18 protein-coding genes are annotated in these 19,664 nt (G+C 72.9%); 8 read left to right on the top strand and 10 right to left on the bottom strand.

What is annotated here, in order from left to right; all coding sequences use genetic code 11:
- Position 1: 1 nt before the first annotated feature.
- Positions 2-280 (top strand): HPr family phosphocarrier protein, encoded by a 279-nt coding sequence (locus H5965_RS26000; protein ID WP_310972865.1) that lies wholly within the window; start codon positions 2-4, stop codon positions 278-280.
- Positions 281-327: 47 nt separating this feature from the next.
- Here the strand turns inward: H5965_RS26000 and H5965_RS26005 are convergent, their stop codons facing one another.
- On the bottom strand, positions 328-882 hold the full coding sequence (locus H5965_RS26005; RefSeq protein WP_310972866.1) for a helix-turn-helix domain-containing protein: 555 nt from the start codon (positions 880-882) through the stop codon (positions 328-330).
- 79 nt (positions 883-961) lie between these two features.
- Between H5965_RS26005 and H5965_RS26010 the strand changes: the two genes are divergently transcribed.
- From H5965_RS26010 to H5965_RS26020, 3 genes are all read left to right on the top strand, one after another.
- A complete protein-coding gene (locus tag H5965_RS26010; protein ID WP_310972867.1) occupies positions 962-1,831 on the top strand; it encodes an NAD(P)H-binding protein in 870 nt (289 codons plus the stop codon).
- 108 nt (positions 1,832-1,939) lie between these two features.
- Positions 1,940-2,311 (top strand): effector-associated constant component EACC1, encoded by a 372-nt coding sequence (locus H5965_RS26015; RefSeq protein WP_310972868.1) that lies wholly within the window; start codon positions 1,940-1,942, stop codon positions 2,309-2,311.
- A 1-nt stretch (position 2,312) separates the two neighbouring features.
- Entirely contained in the window at positions 2,313-4,853 is a 2,541-nt protein-coding gene (locus H5965_RS26020) for a caspase, EACC1-associated type (protein WP_310972869.1), read from the top strand.
- Between the two features lie 9 nt (positions 4,854-4,862).
- Here the strand turns inward: H5965_RS26020 and H5965_RS26025 are convergent, their stop codons facing one another.
- Positions 4,863-5,375 carry a VOC family protein gene (locus H5965_RS26025; RefSeq protein ID WP_310972870.1) on the bottom strand — a complete coding sequence of 171 codons (513 nt, stop codon included), beginning with the start codon at positions 5,373-5,375 and terminating at the stop codon, positions 4,863-4,865.
- Between the two features lie 240 nt (positions 5,376-5,615).
- Complete coding sequence (locus H5965_RS26030) at positions 5,616-6,038, bottom strand: MarR family transcriptional regulator (protein WP_310972871.1); 423 nt, start codon at positions 6,036-6,038, stop codon at positions 5,616-5,618.
- Positions 6,039-6,125: 87 nt separating this feature from the next.
- Between H5965_RS26030 and H5965_RS26035 the strand changes: the two genes are divergently transcribed.
- The 4 genes from H5965_RS26035 to H5965_RS26050 all read left to right on the top strand — a co-directional run bounded on the left by H5965_RS26035 (position 6,126) and on the right by H5965_RS26050 (position 9,407).
- Positions 6,126-6,914, top strand: coding sequence for an alpha/beta hydrolase (locus tag H5965_RS26035; protein WP_310972872.1), 789 nt, complete (start codon positions 6,126-6,128; stop codon positions 6,912-6,914).
- 428 nt (positions 6,915-7,342) lie between these two features.
- A complete protein-coding gene (locus tag H5965_RS26040; RefSeq protein ID WP_310972873.1) occupies positions 7,343-8,020 on the top strand; it encodes a sensor histidine kinase in 678 nt (225 codons plus the stop codon).
- 3 nt (positions 8,021-8,023) lie between these two features.
- Positions 8,024-8,674 (top strand): response regulator transcription factor, encoded by a 651-nt coding sequence (locus tag H5965_RS26045; protein WP_310972874.1) that lies wholly within the window; start codon positions 8,024-8,026, stop codon positions 8,672-8,674.
- A 106-nt stretch (positions 8,675-8,780) separates the two neighbouring features.
- Positions 8,781-9,407 carry a response regulator transcription factor gene (locus H5965_RS26050; RefSeq protein ID WP_310972875.1) on the top strand — a complete coding sequence of 209 codons (627 nt, stop codon included), beginning with the start codon at positions 8,781-8,783 and terminating at the stop codon, positions 9,405-9,407.
- Positions 9,408-9,470: 63 nt separating this feature from the next.
- Here H5965_RS26050 and H5965_RS26055 read toward each other — a convergent pair whose 3' ends face one another.
- From H5965_RS26055 to H5965_RS26085, 7 genes are all read right to left on the bottom strand, one after another.
- Entirely contained in the window at positions 9,471-10,799 is a 1,329-nt protein-coding gene (locus H5965_RS26055) for a hypothetical protein (RefSeq protein ID WP_310972876.1), read from the bottom strand.
- A 101-nt stretch (positions 10,800-10,900) separates the two neighbouring features.
- Complete coding sequence (locus H5965_RS26060; protein ID WP_310972877.1) at positions 10,901-14,971, bottom strand: VWA domain-containing protein; 4,071 nt, start codon at positions 14,969-14,971, stop codon at positions 10,901-10,903.
- Between the two features lie 30 nt (positions 14,972-15,001).
- Positions 15,002-15,979 (bottom strand): zinc ribbon domain-containing protein, encoded by a 978-nt coding sequence (locus tag H5965_RS26065; RefSeq protein WP_310972878.1) that lies wholly within the window; start codon positions 15,977-15,979, stop codon positions 15,002-15,004.
- Positions 15,980-15,984: 5 nt separating this feature from the next.
- Positions 15,985-16,524 carry a phage tail protein gene (locus H5965_RS26070; protein WP_310972879.1) on the bottom strand — a complete coding sequence of 180 codons (540 nt, stop codon included), beginning with the start codon at positions 16,522-16,524 and terminating at the stop codon, positions 15,985-15,987.
- Positions 16,525-17,008: 484 nt separating this feature from the next.
- Positions 17,009-18,970, bottom strand: coding sequence for a putative baseplate assembly protein (locus H5965_RS26075; RefSeq protein ID WP_310972880.1), 1,962 nt, complete (start codon positions 18,968-18,970; stop codon positions 17,009-17,011).
- Entirely contained in the window at positions 18,970-19,380 is a 411-nt protein-coding gene (locus tag H5965_RS26080; protein ID WP_310972881.1) for a GPW/gp25 family protein, read from the bottom strand. The genes H5965_RS26075 and H5965_RS26080 overlap by 1 nt, the downstream gene beginning before the upstream one ends.
- 1 nt (position 19,381) lies before the next feature.
- Positions 19,382-19,663: a PAAR domain-containing protein gene (locus tag H5965_RS26085; RefSeq protein ID WP_310972882.1), complete on the bottom strand. Its 282-nt coding sequence runs from the start codon at positions 19,661-19,663 to the stop codon at positions 19,382-19,384.
- Position 19,664 lies beyond the last annotated feature (1 nt).

The raw sequence follows: 19,664 nt of genomic DNA on the forward strand, positions 1-19,664 counted from the left end.
TGTGTACCAACGCCGTACGCTCGTCGCCAGCAGCGTCGGGCTCCACGCCCGGCCCGCGGGCCTGGTCGCCCGGACCGCGGCCGACCAGCCCGTGAAGGTCCGGATCGCGAAGGTCAGTGACGGGGTCGTGGGTGACGCCGTCGACGCCGCGAGTGTCCTGGGCCTCATGACACTGGGCGCGGGTTTCGGGGACGAGGTGGAGCTGAGCGCCGAGGGCGACCAGGCCCGGACGTCGGTGGATGCGCTGGCCGAGCTGATCGCCCGGGACCTGGACGCGTAACACACCACGAGGGCGCGGCACGCGGGTGCCGCGCCCTCGCCGCGTGTTCAGGCGCGGATCCCCTCCAGCTGGAGGTCGAGCAGCCGGCGCCACCGGCCGTCGCCCGCCATGTTGGCCATGGCCGCGCGGGTGATGAGGACGAAGTCCCCGGGGCCGAAGTCGGCGCGCAGCCGGCCGGCTTCGACCGCGCGTCGCACGATGCGGCCGACGATCGCCGAGAACACCGCCTTCTGTTCCTCGATGTCGGCCCAGCTCGGTTCGTCCGGGCCGAGGATGGCGAACCGGAACGCGGCGTCGGGCTCGGCCGCTTCCAGGTAGCCGTAGAGCAGCGCCTCGAACGCCGCCCAGGGGTCCGGCGCGGCTTCGGCGGCCTCGGCGAGGAAGGTCATCTCCTCGAACCGGCGGCCGATGATCGCCGCACGCAGGGCTTGCTTGTCGGCGAAGTGCCGGTAAAGGGTGCCGACGCCCAGCCCGGCGCGCTCGGCGATCTCCTCCATCTGGACGGCGTCGCCGCGCTGGGCGAACAGCTCGCCGGCGGCGTCGAGGATGGCGTCGCGGTTGCGCCGGGCGTCGGCGCGCAGCACACGTCGGGAAGCGGTCATGGTCGCCTCAGCGTACTTGACGACGCCGGCTTCCGGGCTATATTCGGAACCGGAATTCACCTTCAATTTAGGAGCCTCCATGATCGTCGTGACCACCCCGACCGGCAAGGTCGGCCGCCGGCTCGTCCGGCACCTGCTCGCCGGGGGCAGCAAGGTCGAGGTCGTCGTCCGGAACGCCGCCCGCCTGGACGACGACGTCCGCGAGCAGGTCGACGTGGTCGAGGGGGCCCACGACGACCCGGCCGTGCTCGACGCGGCACTGTCCGGCGCCGACGCGCTGTTCTGGCTGGTGCCGCCGGATCCCGCCGCGGCGAGCGCGGAAGACCACTACCTCGCCTTCGCCCGGGCCGGCGCCGCGGCGGTCCGCCGCCACGACGTCAGGCACGTCGTCGCGGTCAGCAGCGCCGGACACGGCTGGCCCAAGCCGGCGGGCGTCCTTTCCGCGGCCTTCGCCATGGACGCCGAGCTCCGGAGCTCGGGCGCGGCCTACCGGGCCGTGTCCCCGCCCTTCTACCTGGAGAACCTGCTCGGGCAGCTCGCCGCGATCCGCGAACGCGGCACGTTCGCCCTGACCTGCGCGGGCGACCAGCCGCTCGCCACGATCGCGACCCGCGACATCGCCGCCACCGCCGCCGGCCTGCTGACGGACCTCTCCTGGACCGGGCAGGCCGACGTTCCGCTGTTCGGCCCGGACCGGCTCAGCCCCGACGGCATGGCCGGGGTGCTGAGCGAGGAGCTCGGCCGGCCGGTCGCCTACCAGCGCCTCACCCTGGCCGAGTTCGCCGCCCTGCGCCGCACCCAGGGCGCGAGCGAGCGGGTGGTCGCGGACGCGGTCGAAATGTTCGCGGCCCAGGACGAGGGCATCTACGACGCCGACTGGGCCACGGCGGCGATCGCGCCGACGAGCTTCCGGACCTGGTGCCGGGAGGTGCTGGTGCCCGCGCTCTGAGCGGCTCGGCCGAGGTCCGGACAGCAACGGCACCGCTGCGGCGTAACGCCCCCGGGACACGGCCGACTTCACCGTCGAGCGGATCCTCGCGGAACGTAGGGAGCAGCCGTGGCACAGCACGAGATCGAACTGGTCGTCGGTGGGTGGGACGGCGACCTCGCGGAGATCTCGGACGCGAGTGACCGTCTCCAGGACGAACTGGGCCTGCTCGACTTCGACCGGCTCGGCCGGCCCGGCACGGCGGCCGAGCCCGGCACGCGCAGCGGTACCGCTGCCGCCGTCGGGACGCTCGTCGGGCTCGTTTCTTCGCCCGTGGTGCTCCGCGCGGTCGTCGATGTCGTCAAGAGCTGGCTGGAACGACAGAAGCGCGGCTCGGTGACCATCAAGTGCGGCGAGGACAGCATCGAACTCACCGCGGCGAGCCGCGCGCAGCAGGACGCGCTCGTGCGGGCGTTCCTGGATCGGCACACCGAGAGCTGACATGGCCCGCCGCTGCCTGATCGTCGCCAACCAGCACTACCAGGACCCGCTGTTCGCCGAGCTGCCCGGGGCGGCCGAGGACGCCACCGCGCTGTCCGACGTCCTCACGCAGCCCGGGATCGGCGGTTTCGAGGTCACCGTCCTGCGCGACGCCGGCGGCACCGCGTTCCGGCGCGCGATCGAGGCCTTCTTCCAGCAGGCCGAGCGTGAAGACCTGCTCTGGCTGCACCTGTCCTGCCACGGCATGAAGAACCGGGACAACCGGCTGTTCCTCGTCGGGTCCGACACCGAACGCGAGTACCTGGCCTCGACCGGCGTCGACTGCACCTTCGTCAGCGATCAGGTCGAGAGCTGCCGGTCCGGTCAGGTGGTCGTCTTCCTGGACTGCTGCTACAGCGGCGCCTACAGCCGCGGCCTGCGCACGCGCGCGGGTGACGACTCGGTCGACGTGGCCGAGGCGTTCGGCGGCAAGGGCCGGGTGGTGATCACCGCCGCCAACGCCCTGCAGTTCAGCCACGAATCGATGGCGACGAGCCGGGACACGGCCGAGCCGTCGATCTTCACCCGCGCGATCGTGGACGGCCTGGCCACCGGGGACGCCGACCTCGACCGCGACGGCCGGATCAGCGTCGACGAGCTCTACGACTACGTCTACCGCGAAGTCCGCGCGCGGCAGCCGAACCAGACGCCCACCCGCAGCGTGTCCAGTGCCGAAGGCACGATCATGCTGGCCCACAACGCTCGCGTCGCCGGGGCCCGGCTGCCCGCCGAGCTCGTGCAGGCGAGTCTCAGCCCGCTGCCCTGGCAGCGGATCGGGGTCGTCCACGAACTGGAGAACCTGCTCGCCAGCCGGCGGGAGGAAGTCCGCTCCGCCGCCGAAGAGCTGCTCGCCCGGCTCGCGACCGATCCCGATCCGGGGGTCGCCGGGCAGGCCCGGACGATGTGGTTCGAGCGCGGGCTCGGCGAGCTGCGGCTGCCGTCGGTGCCGGAGACCTGGACCGAGCACTACCGCGCGGTCGGCATCGACTTCGGCACCACCAACTCGTCGGTCGCCGTGTTCACCGACGGCGAATGCCGGATCGTGCCGAACGAATTCGGCCACCGGACGACCCCGAGCGTCGCGGCGCTGACCGCGGGCGGCGAGTGGCTGGTCGGCGAGCGCGCGAAGAACCAGGCCGTGACGAACCCCGCGCGGACGTTCTCGTCGATCAAGCTCCGGCTCGGCACCGGCTGGTCCACCGAGGTCGACGGCCGCCGGCTCACCGCCGAGGACATCGCCGGCGTCATCCTCGCCCACCTCAAACAGGACGCCGAGCGCGTGCTGCGCGGCACCATCGACGAGGTCGCCCTCACCGTGCCCGCCCACTTCGGGCTCCTCGAACGGCGGGCGCTCGTGGACGCGGCGCGGACGGCCGGGCTGACCGTGCGGCGGGTCCTGAACGAGCCGAACGCGGCGGCACTGGCGTACGGCCTGGACAAGGACGTCACCAGCCAGACCGTCCTGGTCGTCGACCTCGGCGGCGGGACCTTCGACGTCTCGGTGCTGAGCGTCGAATTCGTCCCGCCCGACAAATGGTCCCCGGACAGCACGGTCATCGCCGACGTGGCGGCCGGCAGCGGCGACGACCGGCTGGGCGGCGACGATTGGGACGCCCGGATCACCGACTGGCTGGCCGCCCGCTTCCGGACCGCGCACGGCATCGACCCGGCTTCCGACGAAGCGGCGATGCGGCGCCTGCGCGAGGCCGCCGAGCGAGCGAAGATCGAGCTGTCCGCCGCGCGGGTCACCACGATCAGCGTGCCCTACCTGGCCGGCGGTCTCTCGCTGGAGGAACAGCTGACGCGCGCGCACTTCGAGCAGCTGACCGGTGATCTGCTCGCCCGCGTCAAGCAGCCCATCGAGACGGCGCTGCGCGACGCCGAAGTCCGGATCTCGGAGCTCGACCAGGTTTTGCTGGTCGGCGGCGCCAGCCGGATGCCCGCGATCGGGACCCTCGTCGCCGAGCTGACCGGCACCGTGCCGCGCCGCGGCCTGATCCCGGACGGCGTCGCCCTCGGCGCGGCGATCCAGGCCGCGATCGTCCGCGGCGAGACCCGGGACACGTTGCTGGTCGACGCCACTTCGTGGTCACTCGCCATCGAAACGACCGACGGCGAGCTCACCACCCTCATCGAGCGGAACACCACCGTCCCGGCCAAACGCTCGGAGATCTTCACGACGACGCACGACAACCAGTCCGAAGTGCAGATCCACCTGCACGAAGGCGACGGGAAGGCGGCGGCCCGCACCCGGAAGCTGGCCACCTTCACGCTGGGCGGACTCGTCCCCGCCGCACGCGGAGTGCCCCGGATCGAGGTGACCATCGACGTCGAGGTCGACGACAGCGTCCGGGTCGCGGCCAAGGAGCTCGATTCCGGCCGGGAAGCGCACATCGTCGTGGACGGGCAGGCGGCCCGCTCGGTGGCCCGGTCGGATCCGCGGCTGGCACTGGCCCGGGTCAAGGTGGCCGCGCCGCCGTTCCCGCCGCCCAGCCCACGCTGAGGCGGGCCGTTACCGGAGCACCGCGCTGGCCCGTCCCCGCGCCCGGCCGCTGAGCTCGGCGTCGAGAGTTTCCTGGGCGAACCGCATCTGGTCCTGGTACCGGGGTTCCTCCAGCCGGCGCATGCCTTCTTCCGGGGCGACGGTTTCGACGGCCGCGGTGATCCACCAGATGTTGCCGAACGGGTCGCGGATCCGGCCGCCGCGCTGGCCGAAGGCGTTGTCCGACAACGCGGTCACCTCCCGACCGCCCGCCTTCAGCGCGGCCGTGAACGCAACGTCGGCATCGGGCACGAAGACGCGCAGCAGCGACGGCAGGTCCGGCCAGTCGTCGTGCTGGTCGAACGCGAGCACGACGGTGTCGCCGATCCGGATTTCGGCGTGCCCGATGCTGCCGTCCTCCAGCGGCACCCGGCCCAGTTCGACGCCGTCGAAGGCCGCGGTGACGAAGTCCAGCAGCGCACCGGTGTCCTTGGTGACGATCCAGGGGGCGACCGAGGTGTAGCCGTCGGGGGTGGCAGTCATCGTGGGTCCCTTTCGCGAGTCGGTGACGTCACGCTAACCGCGATATAGGCCAGGACTTGTCCGCAAGGCGACGCTTCTTCAGCCGCCGGTCCGCATGGGCAGGAGCGGGCCCGCGACCGTGCCGATCGCGAGGCAGCCCATGCTGGTCCGCGCGTGGACGAGCAGCCGGTCGATGAGGACCGGGCGCCCGCTTCGCCTTCCACCGCGCACAACCGCCGGCGAAACTGGGCCGCTTTCGCCCTAGGCGGTCGGATCGGGTCCCAGCGCGCGGTCCAATAGCTCGCCCAGCTGATCGACCTGGGCCTCCGACAGGTCGCGGAACGACGACTCGACGACGCCGTCGACGAGGTCCTGGCCCTCGGCCCGCAGGCGGGCGCCCTCGTCGGTCAGCCGGTGCCGCACGGCCCGCCCCGGTCCGGGGACGCGTTCGATCAGCCCGCGCTCCGCCATCCGGGTCGCGAGCGAGCCGAAGGACTGGTCGGTCTGGAAGGTGAGCACCGCCAGTTCGTGCAGGGAGGCGTCCGGCTTGCGGTGCAGGTGGCGCAGGGTGTCCCACTGCACGAGCGAAAGGCCCAGTGGCGCCAGCGCCCGGGTGAGCGCCCGGTGGTGGCGGTACTGCAGGCGCTTCACGGCCAAGGAGACGTCGCCGGGGCGGTACTTCATGCCGTCACCCTAACCCATCGAAGTCAGGTTGCTTATCTAAGGACCCTTATATAAGGTTCCTTAGATAGTCGAGACCGAGAAGGAACCATGACGACCCTCCCCGCCGCCGGCTCGCTCCGGCCCACCCGCACCGAAACCCACTCCCTCGGCGCCGCCGAGGTGACCGTCGCCGACCGCGACCGCACCCGCACTTTCCTGCTCCTGCACGGAGGTGGCGGCGTCGCGACCATGGCCGGGTTCGCCGACCTGCTCGCCGAACGCACCCAGTCCCGGGTCCTGCTGCCCACCCACCCGGGCTTCGCCGGCACCCCGAAGGCCGACACGCTCACCGGCGTGACCGCACTGGGCCGGCTGTACGTCGAACTGCTGGACCAGCTCGGCCTCGTGGACGTCACGGTGGTCGGCAACTCCTTCGGCGGCTGGCTGGCCGCCGAAATCGCCCTGCTCAAGAGCCCGCGCGTCAGCGGCGCGGTGATCGTCGACGGGATCGGCATCGAGGTCGAAGGGCACCCGATCACCGACATCAGCGGCATGTCCCTCCCCGAGATCCGGGCTTTGTCCTTCCACGACCCCGGCCAGGCCCCGGTCCCGCCGGCCGGCGGGGGCACCGGGCCGAGCCCGGACGTGCGCGCCCTGATCGGCTACACCGGCCCTGCGATGGCCGACCCGGCGCTCGCCGGGCGGCTCGGCGAGATCGGGATCCCGGTGCACGTGATCTGGGGCGAGAGCGACGGCATCGCCGGCCCGGAGTACGGGAAGGCCTACGCCGCCGCGATCCCGTGCTCGACCTTCACCCTGCTCCCCCGGACCGGCCACCTGCCGCAGGTCGAAACGCCCGAAGAACTGCTCGGCGCCCTGCTCGACCTGGGCCTCTGAGCCACGCCGGCACTCCCCGCGACAGGCTCAACCACGACGACAGCGAATGGCGCTGTTGCCATTCCGCCAATTGTCATCGCCCTTTTGCGCCATCCGCCGTGCGACTTCCCGAAAGTGCAGCGTCTCGGCTCTGTCGAATTTCCACCGGTTCACCGCGCAGTTCATGAATCGTTGTTCCCGAGCCGGACCTGCTGAGCCGAACGGATCATCCCCGCGACCAGCGCCGTTACGAGCGTTTCCGCATCGGGACCATACCGTTACCTGACGCGGGGGTCCCCGCTGAAACACCGGGGCCGGATGCGGCGATTAGTACAGCGGGTGACCATCCCGCTACACGAAACGGAGCAGCCGGCTGGGCTACCCGCACGAGAACTGGTTCCCCCGGTTCACCAGGGGGTTCCGGACCATTTCTGGCGGACGGGGAGAAAATGCGCCGGACATTCGTGGTCGCCGACTTCGGTCGTCCCGCGGGGTACGAAGACCGGCTGAAACGGGTGCTCCACGATCTGCACGACGGGCTCGGGCCGACGCTCACCGCCGCCGTGCTCGGCCTGCGCGCCGCCCGGGACCTGATCGCGCGGGACCGGGCGGGCACCGAGCACCTGCTGGCCCGGCTCGAAGACGAGCTCTACGGCGCGATCACGGACCTGCGGCGGATCGTGGCCGACGCGCGGCCGCCCGCGCTCGACGAGGCCGGGCTGGTGCTGGCCGTGCGCCGGTACGCCGCCACGCTCACCGGGCGCGTGCCCGCCGAGCACGGGCCGCTGCGCGTGACCGTCGAGGTGCGCGGCGAGCTGCCGCCCCTGTCGGCCGAGGTCGAGGTGACCGCCTACCGGATCATCCGCGAGGCACTGGTGAACGTCGCCCGCCACTCCGGGGCCCGCGAGTGCACCGTGCACCTCTGGCCGCGGGACGGCGACCTGCACGTGGAGATCGTCGACGACGGTGTCGGCACCGACGGTGAAGCCCTGCCCGCGGTGGGCGGGACCGGGCTGCGGTCGATGCGCGAACGCGCCGGCGACCTCGGCGGCGGCTGCCGGGTCGAGCCGGTTTCCTCCGGGGGCACGCGGATCGCCGCCTGGCTCCCGCTCGCCGCGGGGAAGTGAGCCGTGTTCGGGTCCGTGCGCGTCCTCGTGGTGGACGACCACCCCGTCTTCCGGGCGGCGCTGTGCGCGATGATCGACGCCACCGATGGGCTGGAGGTCGCCGGTGAAGCGGCCGACGGCCTGACCGCGGTCGCCGACGCGGGCCGGCTGGAGCCCGACGTCATCCTGATGGACCTCAACCTGCCCGACCTCGACGGCGTCGAGGCGACGCGGCGGATCGTGAGCGCGAGCCCGCACACCGGCGTCCTCATGCTGACCATGTTCGAGAACGAGGCCGCGGTGTTCGCCGCCATGCGCGCGGGCGCCCGCGGCTACCTGCTCAAGGGCGCGCGCAACGAGCAGATCATCCGCGCGGTCCGGGTGATCGGCGACGGCGAGGCCATCTTCAGCCCGGCGATCGCCACCCGGGTGCTGTCGCTGCTCGGGACGGCGACCCCGCGTGACGAGTCGTTCCCGCGGCTGACGTTGCGGGAGAAGGAGATCCTGCGGCTGGTCGCCCAGGGCATGGGCAACGCCTCGATCGCCGAAGAGCTGGTGCTGAGCCAGAAGACCGTGCGCAACCACGTGTCCCACATCTTCCGCAAGCTCCGGGTCACCGACCGCACCCAGGCCATCGCCAAGGCCAAAGAGGCCGGCATTGCCCGATCGGAGTAACGAAAAGCGGGACGAATCGGGACTCCGTGTCCCTGTTCGGCGAGCGTCCGCACCCCGATCCTTGGGGGTGGAGCGATCCGACGTCGTTCGAGGGAGGGCCACACCCATGATCACCGACCAGGTTCCGGTACTGCTGCACGCCACCGACACCATCACCCACGCGGGCGTCACGGCCGCGCTGCGGTCACGTCCCGAAATCCGGTTCGCCGACGAAGAGTCCGGCGAGCCCGCGGTGGTGCTGGTCATCGTGGAGCGGCTCAACGAAGAGGCCCGGCAGCTCCTGCGCAGCCTCCAGTGCGCCGGCCACGCGGGTGTCGTCCTGGTCGCCGGCGAGGTGGAGGACTCGGAACTGCTGGACGTCGTCGGCAACGGCGTCTCGGCGATCATCCGCCGCGCCGACGCCACCCCGGACACCTTGGTGCGGCTGGTGAAGGCCGCGGCCGTCGGCGAAGGTGCGCTGCCGCCCGACCTGCTCGGCCGCCTGCTGTCGCGGGTGTCCCGGCTGCAGCGGGACGTGCTGCGCCCGAACGGGTGGGACCTCGCCGGGATGTCCCAGCGGGAGACCCGAGTGCTGCGGCTGGTCGCCGACGGCTTCGAGACCAAGGAGATCGCCGACCAGCTGAGCTACTCGGAGCGGACGGTGAAGTCGATCCTGCACGACATCACCAACCGCTTCCAGCTCCGCAACCGCGCCCACGCGGTGGCGTTCGCCATGCGCGAAGGGCTCATCTAGTGCCGCGTGGCCGAACCGCGTCGACCGCGGCCCGGCCAGGTGGTCTGCCGCGGCCGGCACGGTCTACTCGACCCGGCCGGAGAAGGAGACCGACGGGGTGCAGCGGCCGCGGTCCGGCGGGTTCTGGCAGCTGACCGCGAGCACGATCTTCTCCCCCGGCTGGAACCGCCAGGCCTGCAGCCAGTGGTGGTCGAGGTCGCGGAAGTTCGAGAGGCCGACCTCCAGCAGGACCGTCTTGGTGCCACCGGCGTCCCGCAGCAGGCGCAGGGTTCCGGTGTCACCACGCGGGTTCTGCAGGATCAGGTCGGTGACCACCAGCGTCTTGTCCGGGTCCGGCAGCGTGTAGGGGAACTCGGCGAACCGGTTGACGTTCGAGTCGATCTTCGCGTCCGCGGCCACCCGGAAGTCCGTCGGCGTGCCGTCGGCGGCGGCGTTCGAGACGCGGGTCGGCGGCGTGCCGCCCGGGCCCGAGCCCGGCGGCGCGGGGTTGTCGCCCGGCGGGGTGAGGCCGACGGCCTTCATCGCCTGCTCGGAGTTCTGCTTGGCCTGATCGGCGTTCTTCTTCGCCTGGTCGGCCCCGGCGCCGGCGTCCTGCGCCGCCTTCACGATCTCCTGGTTCTGTTCCTGCGCGGCCTCGCGGGCGGCCGACTTCACGGCGGGCCGCAACACGGTGAACCACAGCGTCACCAGGGCCAGCAGGAGGACGAGCAGCGCGGCGAGCGCGGGCAGCAGCCACTTCGGCAGCAGCTGCCGCTGCACCATGGTGCCTTCGGTCTTGAGCGGCTCGGCCCCCTCGGCGGTGACGAACACCTGGAAGCGGTGCCGGACGGACTGCCCGCGCAGGAAGCGCTTCCGCGGCTTGGCCCGCATCCGGATGAACGCGGCGGTGCCCGGCGCCAGCTCGGCCCGGTCACGCTCGAGCCGGAAGTCCAGCTCGTCCTCCGGGTCCAGCGGGCTCAGCTCGACGGCCACCGGCCGGTTGCCGCGGTTGTCGACGGCGACCTCGAAGTCGGCCTTGGAGCCGCCCTCGACCTTGGCCGGCACGATCTCGGCGGTCACCTCGGTGAAGGCGCCCAGCTCGACGGTGCCTTCCTCGACGACCGAGCCGGCCGGGTCCTCGCTCGAGAACACCCGCACCCCGAAGGGAATCGTCCCGGCGGGCACGTCGGAGGACCGCGGCGGCGCGAACCGCACGGTGACCGTCCCGGTCTCCCCCGGCATGAGGTTGACCGTCGCCGGTTCCGCGGTGGCCCAGCCACTCGCGTCGCCGACGACGTCGATCGCGAACTGGTCGACGACCTGCCCGGCGTTCCGGATGGTCACCGTGCAGCTCGTCTCCTGGCCGGGCTCCGCGACCAGGCCGGCCTCGGACAGCGTCGCCGTTGCTCCCATGCGCGGAAGTCTCCCTTTCGTGTCGCGGATCCGGCACCAGCGGACGGGTGTGCGCTCGTGCGCCGGTGGTTGCCCCTACGGGCAGCGGGTCGCCGCGCGGCTCAGCCGCGCGAGATGAACGGTGGTTGTTCCGTGCGCAGCACCACCAGGATCGGATTCGACTGCGCCGTCCCGAACTTCGGGCCGCTCACCGAGGTGACCGACAGCGTGCGCGGACCGATCAGGTCGTGGTGGAAGACCAGGAACTGCGCCTCGAACCGCCCGTCGACGCCCACGGTGGCCAGGCCCGGCGTCTCGGAGATCCCGTCCGACCAGGCCAGCCGGACCGTCGCGCCCGGTGGGAAGTCCGTGCCCGTCACCCGCGGGACCGAGCCCAGCGGGGCGATGCCCGGATCGACGGCGACCACCGGCTGGCGGAACACCACCCGCCCACTGGCCGTGTTGTCCCCGGGGTTGTTGTCCGGCCCGCTGGTGCCGACCGTGCCGGACACCGGTGCGTCGGCCGCGGCCTTGGCCGCCAGGGAGATCCGGATCTCGACGGTCTGGCCGGGGGCCAGCGTCCCGAGCGCACAGCTGCCGCCGCCCGGCGTGCACCCGGTCGCCACCGACGTGGCCGGCAGCTGCGGCGGTAGCTGGGTGACCAGGCGGACGTCCGGCATCGGTGCCCCGGATCCGTTGTGCACCAGGAAGGTCAGCACGACGTCGTCGCCGCCGACGAACAGCGGGACGGCCGACACCGCCAGGCCCACCGACAGCGAGCCCGGCGTGACCGGGGGCACCGGCTTCGGGCCGACGGTGACCACAGCCGTGGCGGAGTCGTCCTGCGCGCCGGCGTCCTGGCCGGCCGTGGTGACCGTGCCGGTGGCGGCCTGGGCCCCCGGTTCGGTGCCGGTGGCGCTGAACCGCACCCGCGCGCTCGCGCCCGGGGCGAGCGCGCCGAAGCTGCAGACGAGGTCCGGCGTGCAGGTGCCGGCGCTGGTGATCGGTGCCTGCGGCCGCAGGCCGGCGGTCAGCCGGACGAACAGCCCGACACCGGGCGAAGCGGCGACGCCGTGGTTGGTGACCACGAACTCGAACGTCGTCAGCCCGGAGAACGGGATGGTGGCCGGGACGGCGGTGGCGGTCACCCCGACGTCGGCGATCCGCTGGAACGCCGGCTGCGACGCGCCACCCGGCCCGGCGATCAGGACCGTCGACGCACCGCCGGCCGACGGCACGGTCCGGACGCTCGGCCGGGACTCCGGCGGCGCGCTGTCGAAGGCGACGAGCGTGCCGTCCGGCGACCAGGCCGGGTCGTCCACGGTTCCGGTGTCCTGCACCAGAACCCGCCCGGGCCCGCCGCCGGCGGGGGCCACGCAGAGCCGGCGGCGGTCGTTGTGGAACACCAGCGCGGCGCCGTCCGGCGAGACGTCCGCCGAGCCCTGCCGCCCGGTGCCGCACGGCTCCCCGAACGACGGCGAGAGGTCCCGCTGGGTGCCGGCGACGACGCTGTCCGAGCCGGCGGTCAGCGACACCTGCCACAGCTCCTGCCGGTCCCCGCCGGGGTCGACGGACATCACGGCGGTCTCGGTCGCGGTGCCGCCGCGTCCGGTCGCCGTGCACGTCACCGTGGTGGCGCCGACCGGGAAGAGGCTCCCGGACGACGGCGTGCAGAACGGCGTGAGCGGTGTTTCGCGATCGGCGTCGATCGCGGTCGCCGGGTACTCGATGACCGTGGGCGCGGTCCCGGTGACGGTCCGGTCGTGCACGGTGATCAGCGGCAGCCGCGGATCCTTGACGCGCACGGTGACCTCTTCGGTGTAGCCGGGCCGGACGGCGGACTCGCCGTTCAGCCGGAACTCGACCCGGCAGTGCAGGAAAGCGCCGATCGGCGCGGTCGGCGAAACCGTGGCGGTCTCGACGAAGTGCGCGTCCGTGCCGCCGGGCACCTGCGGCGTCCCGTCGGGGTCGAACGTGAGCGTCAGGCCCGGGTCGCAGAACGGCACCGGCTGCACCTTCACCTGGAGATCGGTGATCCCCTTGACGATCGCGGTGCTGATCTGGCCGACGTCGGTGCTCTCGGTCAGGACGCCGTCGGTGGCCTTGGTGATCGCGCTCGCCTGGCCGCGGCCGTCGAGGGCTCCGTCGTTCTCTCCGGCGAGGCTGCCTTCCGAGCCGCCGCTGCTCGTCACGGCCGGGACCGCGACCACCCGGATCTTCGCGGCCTTCAGCGCGTCGACGACGGCCGCGGTCGTCGGGAACGTACCCCGCTCGTTGTCGGCGGGCGACTCGTGGCTGGCGGCGTCGCCGACCAGCACCACGATCCGGTTGCTGGTGTCGCGGAAATCGATCGCGCCCGTCGAGACCTTCTCCAGGGCGTCGTACCAGTCTTCGGCGGTGTCGTCGCCGCCGGTGGCGGTGATCCGGCCGAAGGCGTCGGTGAGCAGCTTGCGCTGCTCGTCGGTGTCGGCCGGGGTCAGCGGCTGCTGGACGTGGAACGACCGCGGCGGGTTCGGCGGCGGGCCTTCGACCGGGTGGTCGTCCACGCGGTCGCCGTACGCGGCCACCGCGAAGTGCGCCGACGGCTGCACCTTCTGCACTTCCTCGACGACCTTGCCGAGGTTCGTCTTGACGTTCTCGATGACCCCGCTCATCGACCCCGTCTGGTCCATCAGCAGCACGATGTCCGGCTGCGCCGGGACCTTGTCCGTCGGGACCGTCTTGGGCACCGAGCCGGAACTGCCCTGCCCGACCGGCATGTCCACCACCGTCGGCTGCACCCGCCCCGGTGGCGGCGGCGCGATCCGCGAAGCCGCGCGCGTCAGGGTGATCTTCGTGCCGTCGGCCGACCACACCGGCTGCGTGTCGCGGCCGGTCAGGTACGGCGGAATCGGGATCTCGCCGAGGATCCGGCCGTCCGCCACGCGGGCGATCCGCACGGTGTCGGAGCGGGTTTCGCCGCGGATGGCGGTGGTGGTGAACGCGATCATCGTGGCGTCCGGCGACCAGGCCGGGTGCTGTTCGCGTTCGGTCCCGTCCCGCGGCCCGGTCAGCGCGCGGGGTGCGCTGCCGTCGGCGTTCGCCACGACGACCTCGGTCTGCACGGACTCACCCGGATCGGCCTGGGTGTAGGCCAGCTGGGAGCCGTCGGCGGAGAACGCGGGGTCGAATTCGTCGGCGCCGGGACGGTTCGTGATGTCCCGGCGGTCGCCGCCGGTGGCGTCCGCGCTCCAGATGTCCGAGGTGCTGCCCGTGCGCAGCTCGGTGAACACCGGACGGCCGTCGGGGCGGAACGCCGGCTCGGTCTCGCCGGTGTCCGGCAGCGCCGAGATGATCGAGATCCGGCCGCCCGCGATCTCCTTGACGTCGCCGAGCGGGTCCTGCGCGCGGGTCGTGAAGGCCAGCCGGGCGCCGTCGCGCGACCACGCCGGCTCCGCCGAGTCCCCGGGGTCGGGGACCGCGCGGGTGACCGCGCCGCCGGTTTCGGCGACCAGCGCCACGTCGCCGGCCGGGTGGAAGCGGGTGGTGGTGAACGCGATCCGCGCCGGGCCCCACGCGGGCTGGGTGTCGGCGGCGGGGTCGGCGGTCAGGCGTGTCGGCGTCCCGCCGGCGGCCGGGACGGTGTAGATGTCCCCGGCCGGGTCGTCGCGGGTGCTGCTGAAGGCCAGGCGGGTGCCGTCGGGCGACCAGCTCGGGGAGTCGTCGGCGGCCGGGCCGGACGTCACCTGGCGGAGGCCGCGGCCGTCCACGCCGATCACGAAGAGCTTCCGGCTGCCGGTGCGTTCGGAGGCGAACGCGACCGTGCGGCCGTCCGGGGACAGCGCCGGGTGCAGGTCGACGGCGTCGTCGTTCGTCAGCGGCACGGCCGTCCGGGCGCCGTCGGGGAGGTAGTACAGCTCGCCGTCCCGCTCGGCACCCCCGGCGGCGGCGCGGTGGCTCACCCACACGAGGCCGCCGGTGCTCGCGGACGCGTCGGAATCGACGCTGCCGGCACCGGCCGGCAACGCGGGCGCCGCGCCTTCACCCGTGGCCTGGTAGAGGCCGGTGGTGGCGTCGCTGACGTACCCGACGCGGTACGGCGCGGCCACCGGCGCCGGTGCCTGTGCTTCGGTCGGCGAGAGCGCTCCGCTGATCGCCCAGCCGCCGAGCACCGCGACGACCGCGATGCCCGCCACCGCTCGGTTCGCGCGCATGGTCGGTCCTCCCCAAAAGACTTCGAGTGCTCAGCCGGCTTCGAACAGCTCGATCTCGGAGATCGCGACGTCCGTGCCGTCGAGCGAGCGGTACAGCCCGGTCACGTGCAGCTCGACGCTCGTGGCGCCTTCGCTGTTCTCGATCGGGACTTCCTGGGAGTCCGGCGTGTCGGCCAGCACCATGTCGTAGGTCTTGCCGGTGGAGAACACCAGGTGCAGCTTCTCCGGCCGGTGCGCGGCCGGGAAGTTCGCCGCGTCGCCGGAGTACACGATCGCCTTCCGCAGGTCCGCCGGGTGGTCGAAGGTGAACACCAGCACCTGTTCCTTGTCGCCCGGGGCTGCCCAGAACGTGTTCTTGGCGTTGTCGGCGACCAGCGGGGCCGCGTGGCCGTTCGCCTGCGCGGTCGCGGTCACCTTGATCGGGTGGACCGGGTTCAGCTTGGCCTCGAAGATGCCGGTCACCTGGCTCCACAGGCCCACCGCCGCGGTGTTGATCGCGCTGCGGAACGGCTGGTAGAGCGCGTAGATCAGCGCCGAGAAGATGAGCGCCACCGCGACGGCCCGGCGGATCACCTTGCCGACCGTCCGGCGCGCGGCCCCGGCCCGGCCGGTCCGGCGGCGGACCCCGTCCTTGCCCGGCCGCGCCCCCGCCTTGTGCTCCTTCGGCTTGCGGCCGAACAGCCGCCGCCACCACGACGTCTTGACGACCTCGGACTCGGCCAGCGACGCGCCGCAGCGGTTGCAGAAGTTGCGGGTCGGCGCGTTGCCCTTGCCGCACCGGCCGCAGATCAGGTCGCCCGGGTTGAGGACCTGTTCCGCCACGGTCTGCTGCACCGGCTGGCGGACCGGGGCGATCGGCTCCGCGGGCTGCACGACCTGCTGCTGCACCACCGGCTGGGCCTTGACCGCGACCGGGCCGTCGTCGTCCCACTTCAGGTAGCGGCCGCATTCGCCGCAGAACTCGACGTCGGCGGGCCCCTGGTGCCCGCACTCCGCGTAGATGACCATCTCCGTCAGCCCTCCAGCACTTCCACCGTGACCCGCACGTGGGCGGGCACCGCATCCACGACCATCGCCGTCAGCCGGCGCACGTCGACCCGCGCCGGATCGGGCACCCGCACGAGCACCCGCACCCACGGCGGCCCCGGGTCCGGCAGGGGTGCGCCCGGCTGCGGGTCGGCGACCACCCCGCCGCTGTCGGTCACCTCGACCACGCCACCGGTCAGCAGCCGCACGTGTTCGGTGAGGCCGCGCCGCGTGCCGCGCCACCGGTGCAGGTCGACCGACCGCGTCACGAGCTGCCGCAGCTGTTCCGGGCTCCAGCTCTCGTCGACGCGCAACGCGACCCAGTGGGCCAGCCAGCCGACGAAGTCGGCGGGCGCCACCCCCGGGTCGAGGTAGCCCGAGAAGTTGTCCAAAGTGGAGATGACCGGCGCGAGCACTTCGTCGAGTGCACCGGTGAACCCCTGCACGAACCGGTCCTCGGCGTACACCGAGGGCAGCTGCTCGCCGATCGGGTGCGGGGTCGGCAGCCCGGGGATGCCCGTCCTCATGCGCCCGCCTCCCGCACCAGGGGTCCGGCAAAGTCGCAGTGGCACGTCCGGGCGTCGACCGGTCGGCGTCGCGCCGCCGCTGTCTGTCGAGTGCGGCAGCCGCATCGGAACGTCGCGAATGAGTCATCCGGGACGTCTGAAGTCTCGAATGACTCATTCGGGACACGAACCGCGCCGCCATCGGACGCGCCACCGCGACTTTGCCGAAACCCTCCCGGGGAAGGGCGAGGGAGCTTCCGGGGTCGGGCCTCGCTGCTTTCTAGGCGGTGATGCCGCGAGTGTCGACCCGGTGCGGGTGCGCGGTGAGAGGTCTCGAATGACTCATTCGCGACGTCGTAGGTCCCGAATGAGTCATTCGCGACGTCGGAGGTCCCGAATGAGTCATTCGCGACACCAGCGCCCGCGACCTGCGAAAGCCACTGCCCGATCGAGGGCAGCTGCTCGCCGATCGGGTGCGGGGTCGGCAGCCCGGGGATGCCCGTCCTCATGCGCCCGCCTCCCGCACCCGCACCTGGTGCCCGAACGAGAACGCCAGCGCGTTCGGCGGCAGGTCCAGCCGGTCCACCTGCTCACCGCGTTCCCGCGTGATCGGGTTGGCCGCGAACAGCCGCACGTCCTCCACCAGCTCGACGCCGGGAAGCCGTTGCAGCACCGCGAACACCTCGCCCGACTGGACCGGGCGGCCGAAGGGCCAGCCGTCGCCGTCGGGGCCGCCGCTGATCGGGTTGAAGTAGTCGTAGAGGGCCTGGCTCGCCCGGGCGCCCAGCGTGCCCGCCGTAGTCCGGCGCCGGGCGCGCAGCCGCGCCACCACCGTCACCCCCTGGTAGAACGGCGGTTCCACGGACACGAGCGCGCCCACGCAGCGGCGTTCGCCGAGGTGGCGCTCGATCCGGGCGCGCATGCCGGCTTCGAGCATCAAGGTCGCGAAGGCGAGCTCGCCGGTGTCGGGCACGGCGGGCACGACGAGCACCCGGATCGCGCCGGTCTCGCGGCCGTCGGGCCCGTGCGCCGGGATGCAGCGCACCCGGGCCGCTTCCGGTGCCGCCTCGCGGGCGAGCTGCTCGTAGTCCTCGGCGGTCACCGCGCGGTCGCGGGTGCGCAGCAGCAGCGGGCCGCGGACCGCCGCGTCCCGGACCGATTCGCCGTCGACCCCGCCGATGGCCGGGCGGCGGTTCACCACGCTGCTGACGAACGGGATGGGGTCGCGCTGCACCTCGAGGACCTCGCGGGCGACGTTGCCGCGCCGCCCGCCGCCGGAGCGGTACTCGGGCACGCGGATCGCGGCGGACTTGGCCGGGACCGCCCCGTAGTACCGGAGGCCGCCCTCGGGCTGGCGCACCGCGGGCCCGAACTCGACCTGCCCGCCGACCCGGTCGAGCAGGACGTGCCGGTCGTCCGGGCCGGAGTCGGCGAAGGAGCGGACCTCGGTCCACGGCTGCCAGCCGTCCGGGCCCGAGACCTCGACGACCAGTTCGCCCTCCCCGACGACCACCGGGGGCCGGCCGAGCGGGAACCGCTGGCCCGGCGAGCCGTCCGACGTCCCGACGACCTCGTTGCGGATGATCTCGGCGTGCACGGCCCCGACCGTGCCGCCGATGGTGGAGGCCTCGACCGCGTGCAGCCGCGGCGGGCGCTGGTAGAACGGCTGGTTCTGCTTGGCCTCGACCAGCCGGCACCGCAGCCAGCCGGCCCGCTGCCGCGCGAGCACCGACATCGCGTGCCCGTCCGGGACGTGCACCACGATGTCGCCGGCCCGGTTGAACGCGCCGGTGCTGTCGCGGTCGACCTCGCACGCCGCCCAGCCGGTGCCGTCCCAGGCCTCCCACAGCCACGGCGGGTCGCGCGGGTCGACACCCTGGCCCTCGACCTCGCAGTTCATCCGCAGCAGCACCGCGCAGCCGGGCACGGCGTCCGACAGTCCGAAGAGGACCGCGTCGCCGGGGGCCGGGGTTTCGGAGAAGGCCGCGGGGCCGCCGCCGACGAGCAGGTCGTCGGTGCGGTCGACCGGCGGCAGGCCGGTGTCGGCGGTGCTGGTCGCCAGGTGCGCGAGCGAGCACGGCACGATGTTCAGCGTCCGCTCCACGGTGAAGACCACCGGGTCCTCGACCTCGTTGCGCACGCTCGCGACCTGCTTGCCGCTCGCGACGACCACCGGGACGTCGCGGGCCGCGGAGAGCCAGAACGTCACGTCGGCCCGCGCCGCGGCCGGCGGGAACAGCCGGACCCCGATCAGGTCGAGGAACCGCAGGTAGTGCCGGTCGGGCACCCGGTTGAGCCGGTAGAGCAGCTGGTCGACCATCTGCGCGAACGTCTCGATCAGCGTGACGCCGGGGTCGGAGACGTTGTGGTCGGTCCACTCCGGGCAGTTGCGCTGGACCAGGTACTTGGCTTCGTCGACCAGGTCCTGGAACCGGCGGTCGTCGAGGTTGGGCATCGGCAGGGACATCACGCACCGTCCTCTACGGACTCGTGCGGCGGGATGACGTAGAAGGGGAAGACGAGGTTGCGCGGGTCGTTGGTGCCGCGCAACCGGTACCGGATGTCGATCAGCAGCGTGCCCCGGTCGGCCTCGTCGAAGCTGACGACGACGTCGTCGAGGGTGATCCGCGGCTCCCAGCGCTCCAGCGCGACCCGGACCTCGTAGGCGATCTGCCCGGCCGTCGCCGCGTCGGCGGGCGCGAACACGAGGTCGTGCACCGCGCAGCCGAACTCCGGGCGCATCGGGCGTTCGCCGGGCGACGTCGCCAGGATCAGCCGGATGCTCTCGACGACCTCGCGCTCGCCGCCGACCAGCGCGATCGAGCCGGTCGCGTCGGTGTGCAGCGGGAACGCCAGTCCCCGGCCCAGGAAGTCCACGTCAGCCTCCGATCAGGACGGTCGGGCAGCCCATGACGATCGGCGCGCCGCAGGCGGCCATGTCGCCCATCCGGGCCGCGGGCAGGCCGCCGATGAGCACCGTCGGGCAGCCCGGCGGCGCGATCGGCGTCGGCGGGTGTACCGCGGGCGGCGGGAACGAGCACGTGTGCAGCGTCCCGACGTTCGCGGCGGGCATCCCGCCGATCAGCACGGTCGGCACCCCCGGGCCGGCGATGACGCCGGGGTGCCCGGTCGGGTCGCCGACCCTCGCGGCTGGTGGCATG

The organism is Amycolatopsis sp. 505, assembly GCF_031625235.1.
Classification (GTDB): Bacteria; Actinomycetota; Actinomycetes; order Mycobacteriales; family Pseudonocardiaceae; genus Amycolatopsis.

Excerpts from the sequence above, each read along its gene's own strand:
- H5965_RS26085 (WP_310972882.1), bottom strand. The coding sequence starts at position 19,663 with ATGCCACCAGCCGCGAGGGTCGGCGACCCGACCGGGCACCCCGGCGTC.
- H5965_RS26075 (WP_310972880.1), bottom strand. The coding sequence starts at position 18,970 with ATGTCCCTGCCGATGCCCAACCTCGACGACCGCCGGTTCCAGGACCTG.
- H5965_RS26035 (WP_310972872.1), top strand. The coding sequence starts at position 6,126 with ATGACGACCCTCCCCGCCGCCGGCTCGCTCCGGCCCACCCGCACCGAA.
- H5965_RS26010 (WP_310972867.1), top strand. The coding sequence starts at position 962 with ATGATCGTCGTGACCACCCCGACCGGCAAGGTCGGCCGCCGGCTCGTC.
- H5965_RS26030 (WP_310972871.1), bottom strand. The coding sequence starts at position 6,038 with ATGAAGTACCGCCCCGGCGACGTCTCCTTGGCCGTGAAGCGCCTGCAG.
- H5965_RS26060 (WP_310972877.1), bottom strand. The coding sequence starts at position 14,971 with ATGCGCGCGAACCGAGCGGTGGCGGGCATCGCGGTCGTCGCGGTGCTC.
- H5965_RS26020 (WP_310972869.1), top strand. The coding sequence starts at position 2,313 with ATGGCCCGCCGCTGCCTGATCGTCGCCAACCAGCACTACCAGGACCCG.
- H5965_RS26050 (WP_310972875.1), top strand. The coding sequence starts at position 8,781 with ATGATCACCGACCAGGTTCCGGTACTGCTGCACGCCACCGACACCATC.
- H5965_RS26070 (WP_310972879.1), bottom strand. The coding sequence starts at position 16,524 with ATGAGGACGGGCATCCCCGGGCTGCCGACCCCGCACCCGATCGGCGAG.
- H5965_RS26065 (WP_310972878.1), bottom strand. The coding sequence starts at position 15,979 with ATGGTCATCTACGCGGAGTGCGGGCACCAGGGGCCCGCCGACGTCGAG.
- H5965_RS26005 (WP_310972866.1), bottom strand. The coding sequence starts at position 882 with ATGACCGCTTCCCGACGTGTGCTGCGCGCCGACGCCCGGCGCAACCGC.
- H5965_RS26040 (WP_310972873.1), top strand. The coding sequence starts at position 7,343 with ATGCGCCGGACATTCGTGGTCGCCGACTTCGGTCGTCCCGCGGGGTAC.
- H5965_RS26025 (WP_310972870.1), bottom strand. The coding sequence starts at position 5,375 with ATGACTGCCACCCCCGACGGCTACACCTCGGTCGCCCCCTGGATCGTC.
- H5965_RS26055 (WP_310972876.1), bottom strand. The coding sequence starts at position 10,799 with ATGGGAGCAACGGCGACGCTGTCCGAGGCCGGCCTGGTCGCGGAGCCC.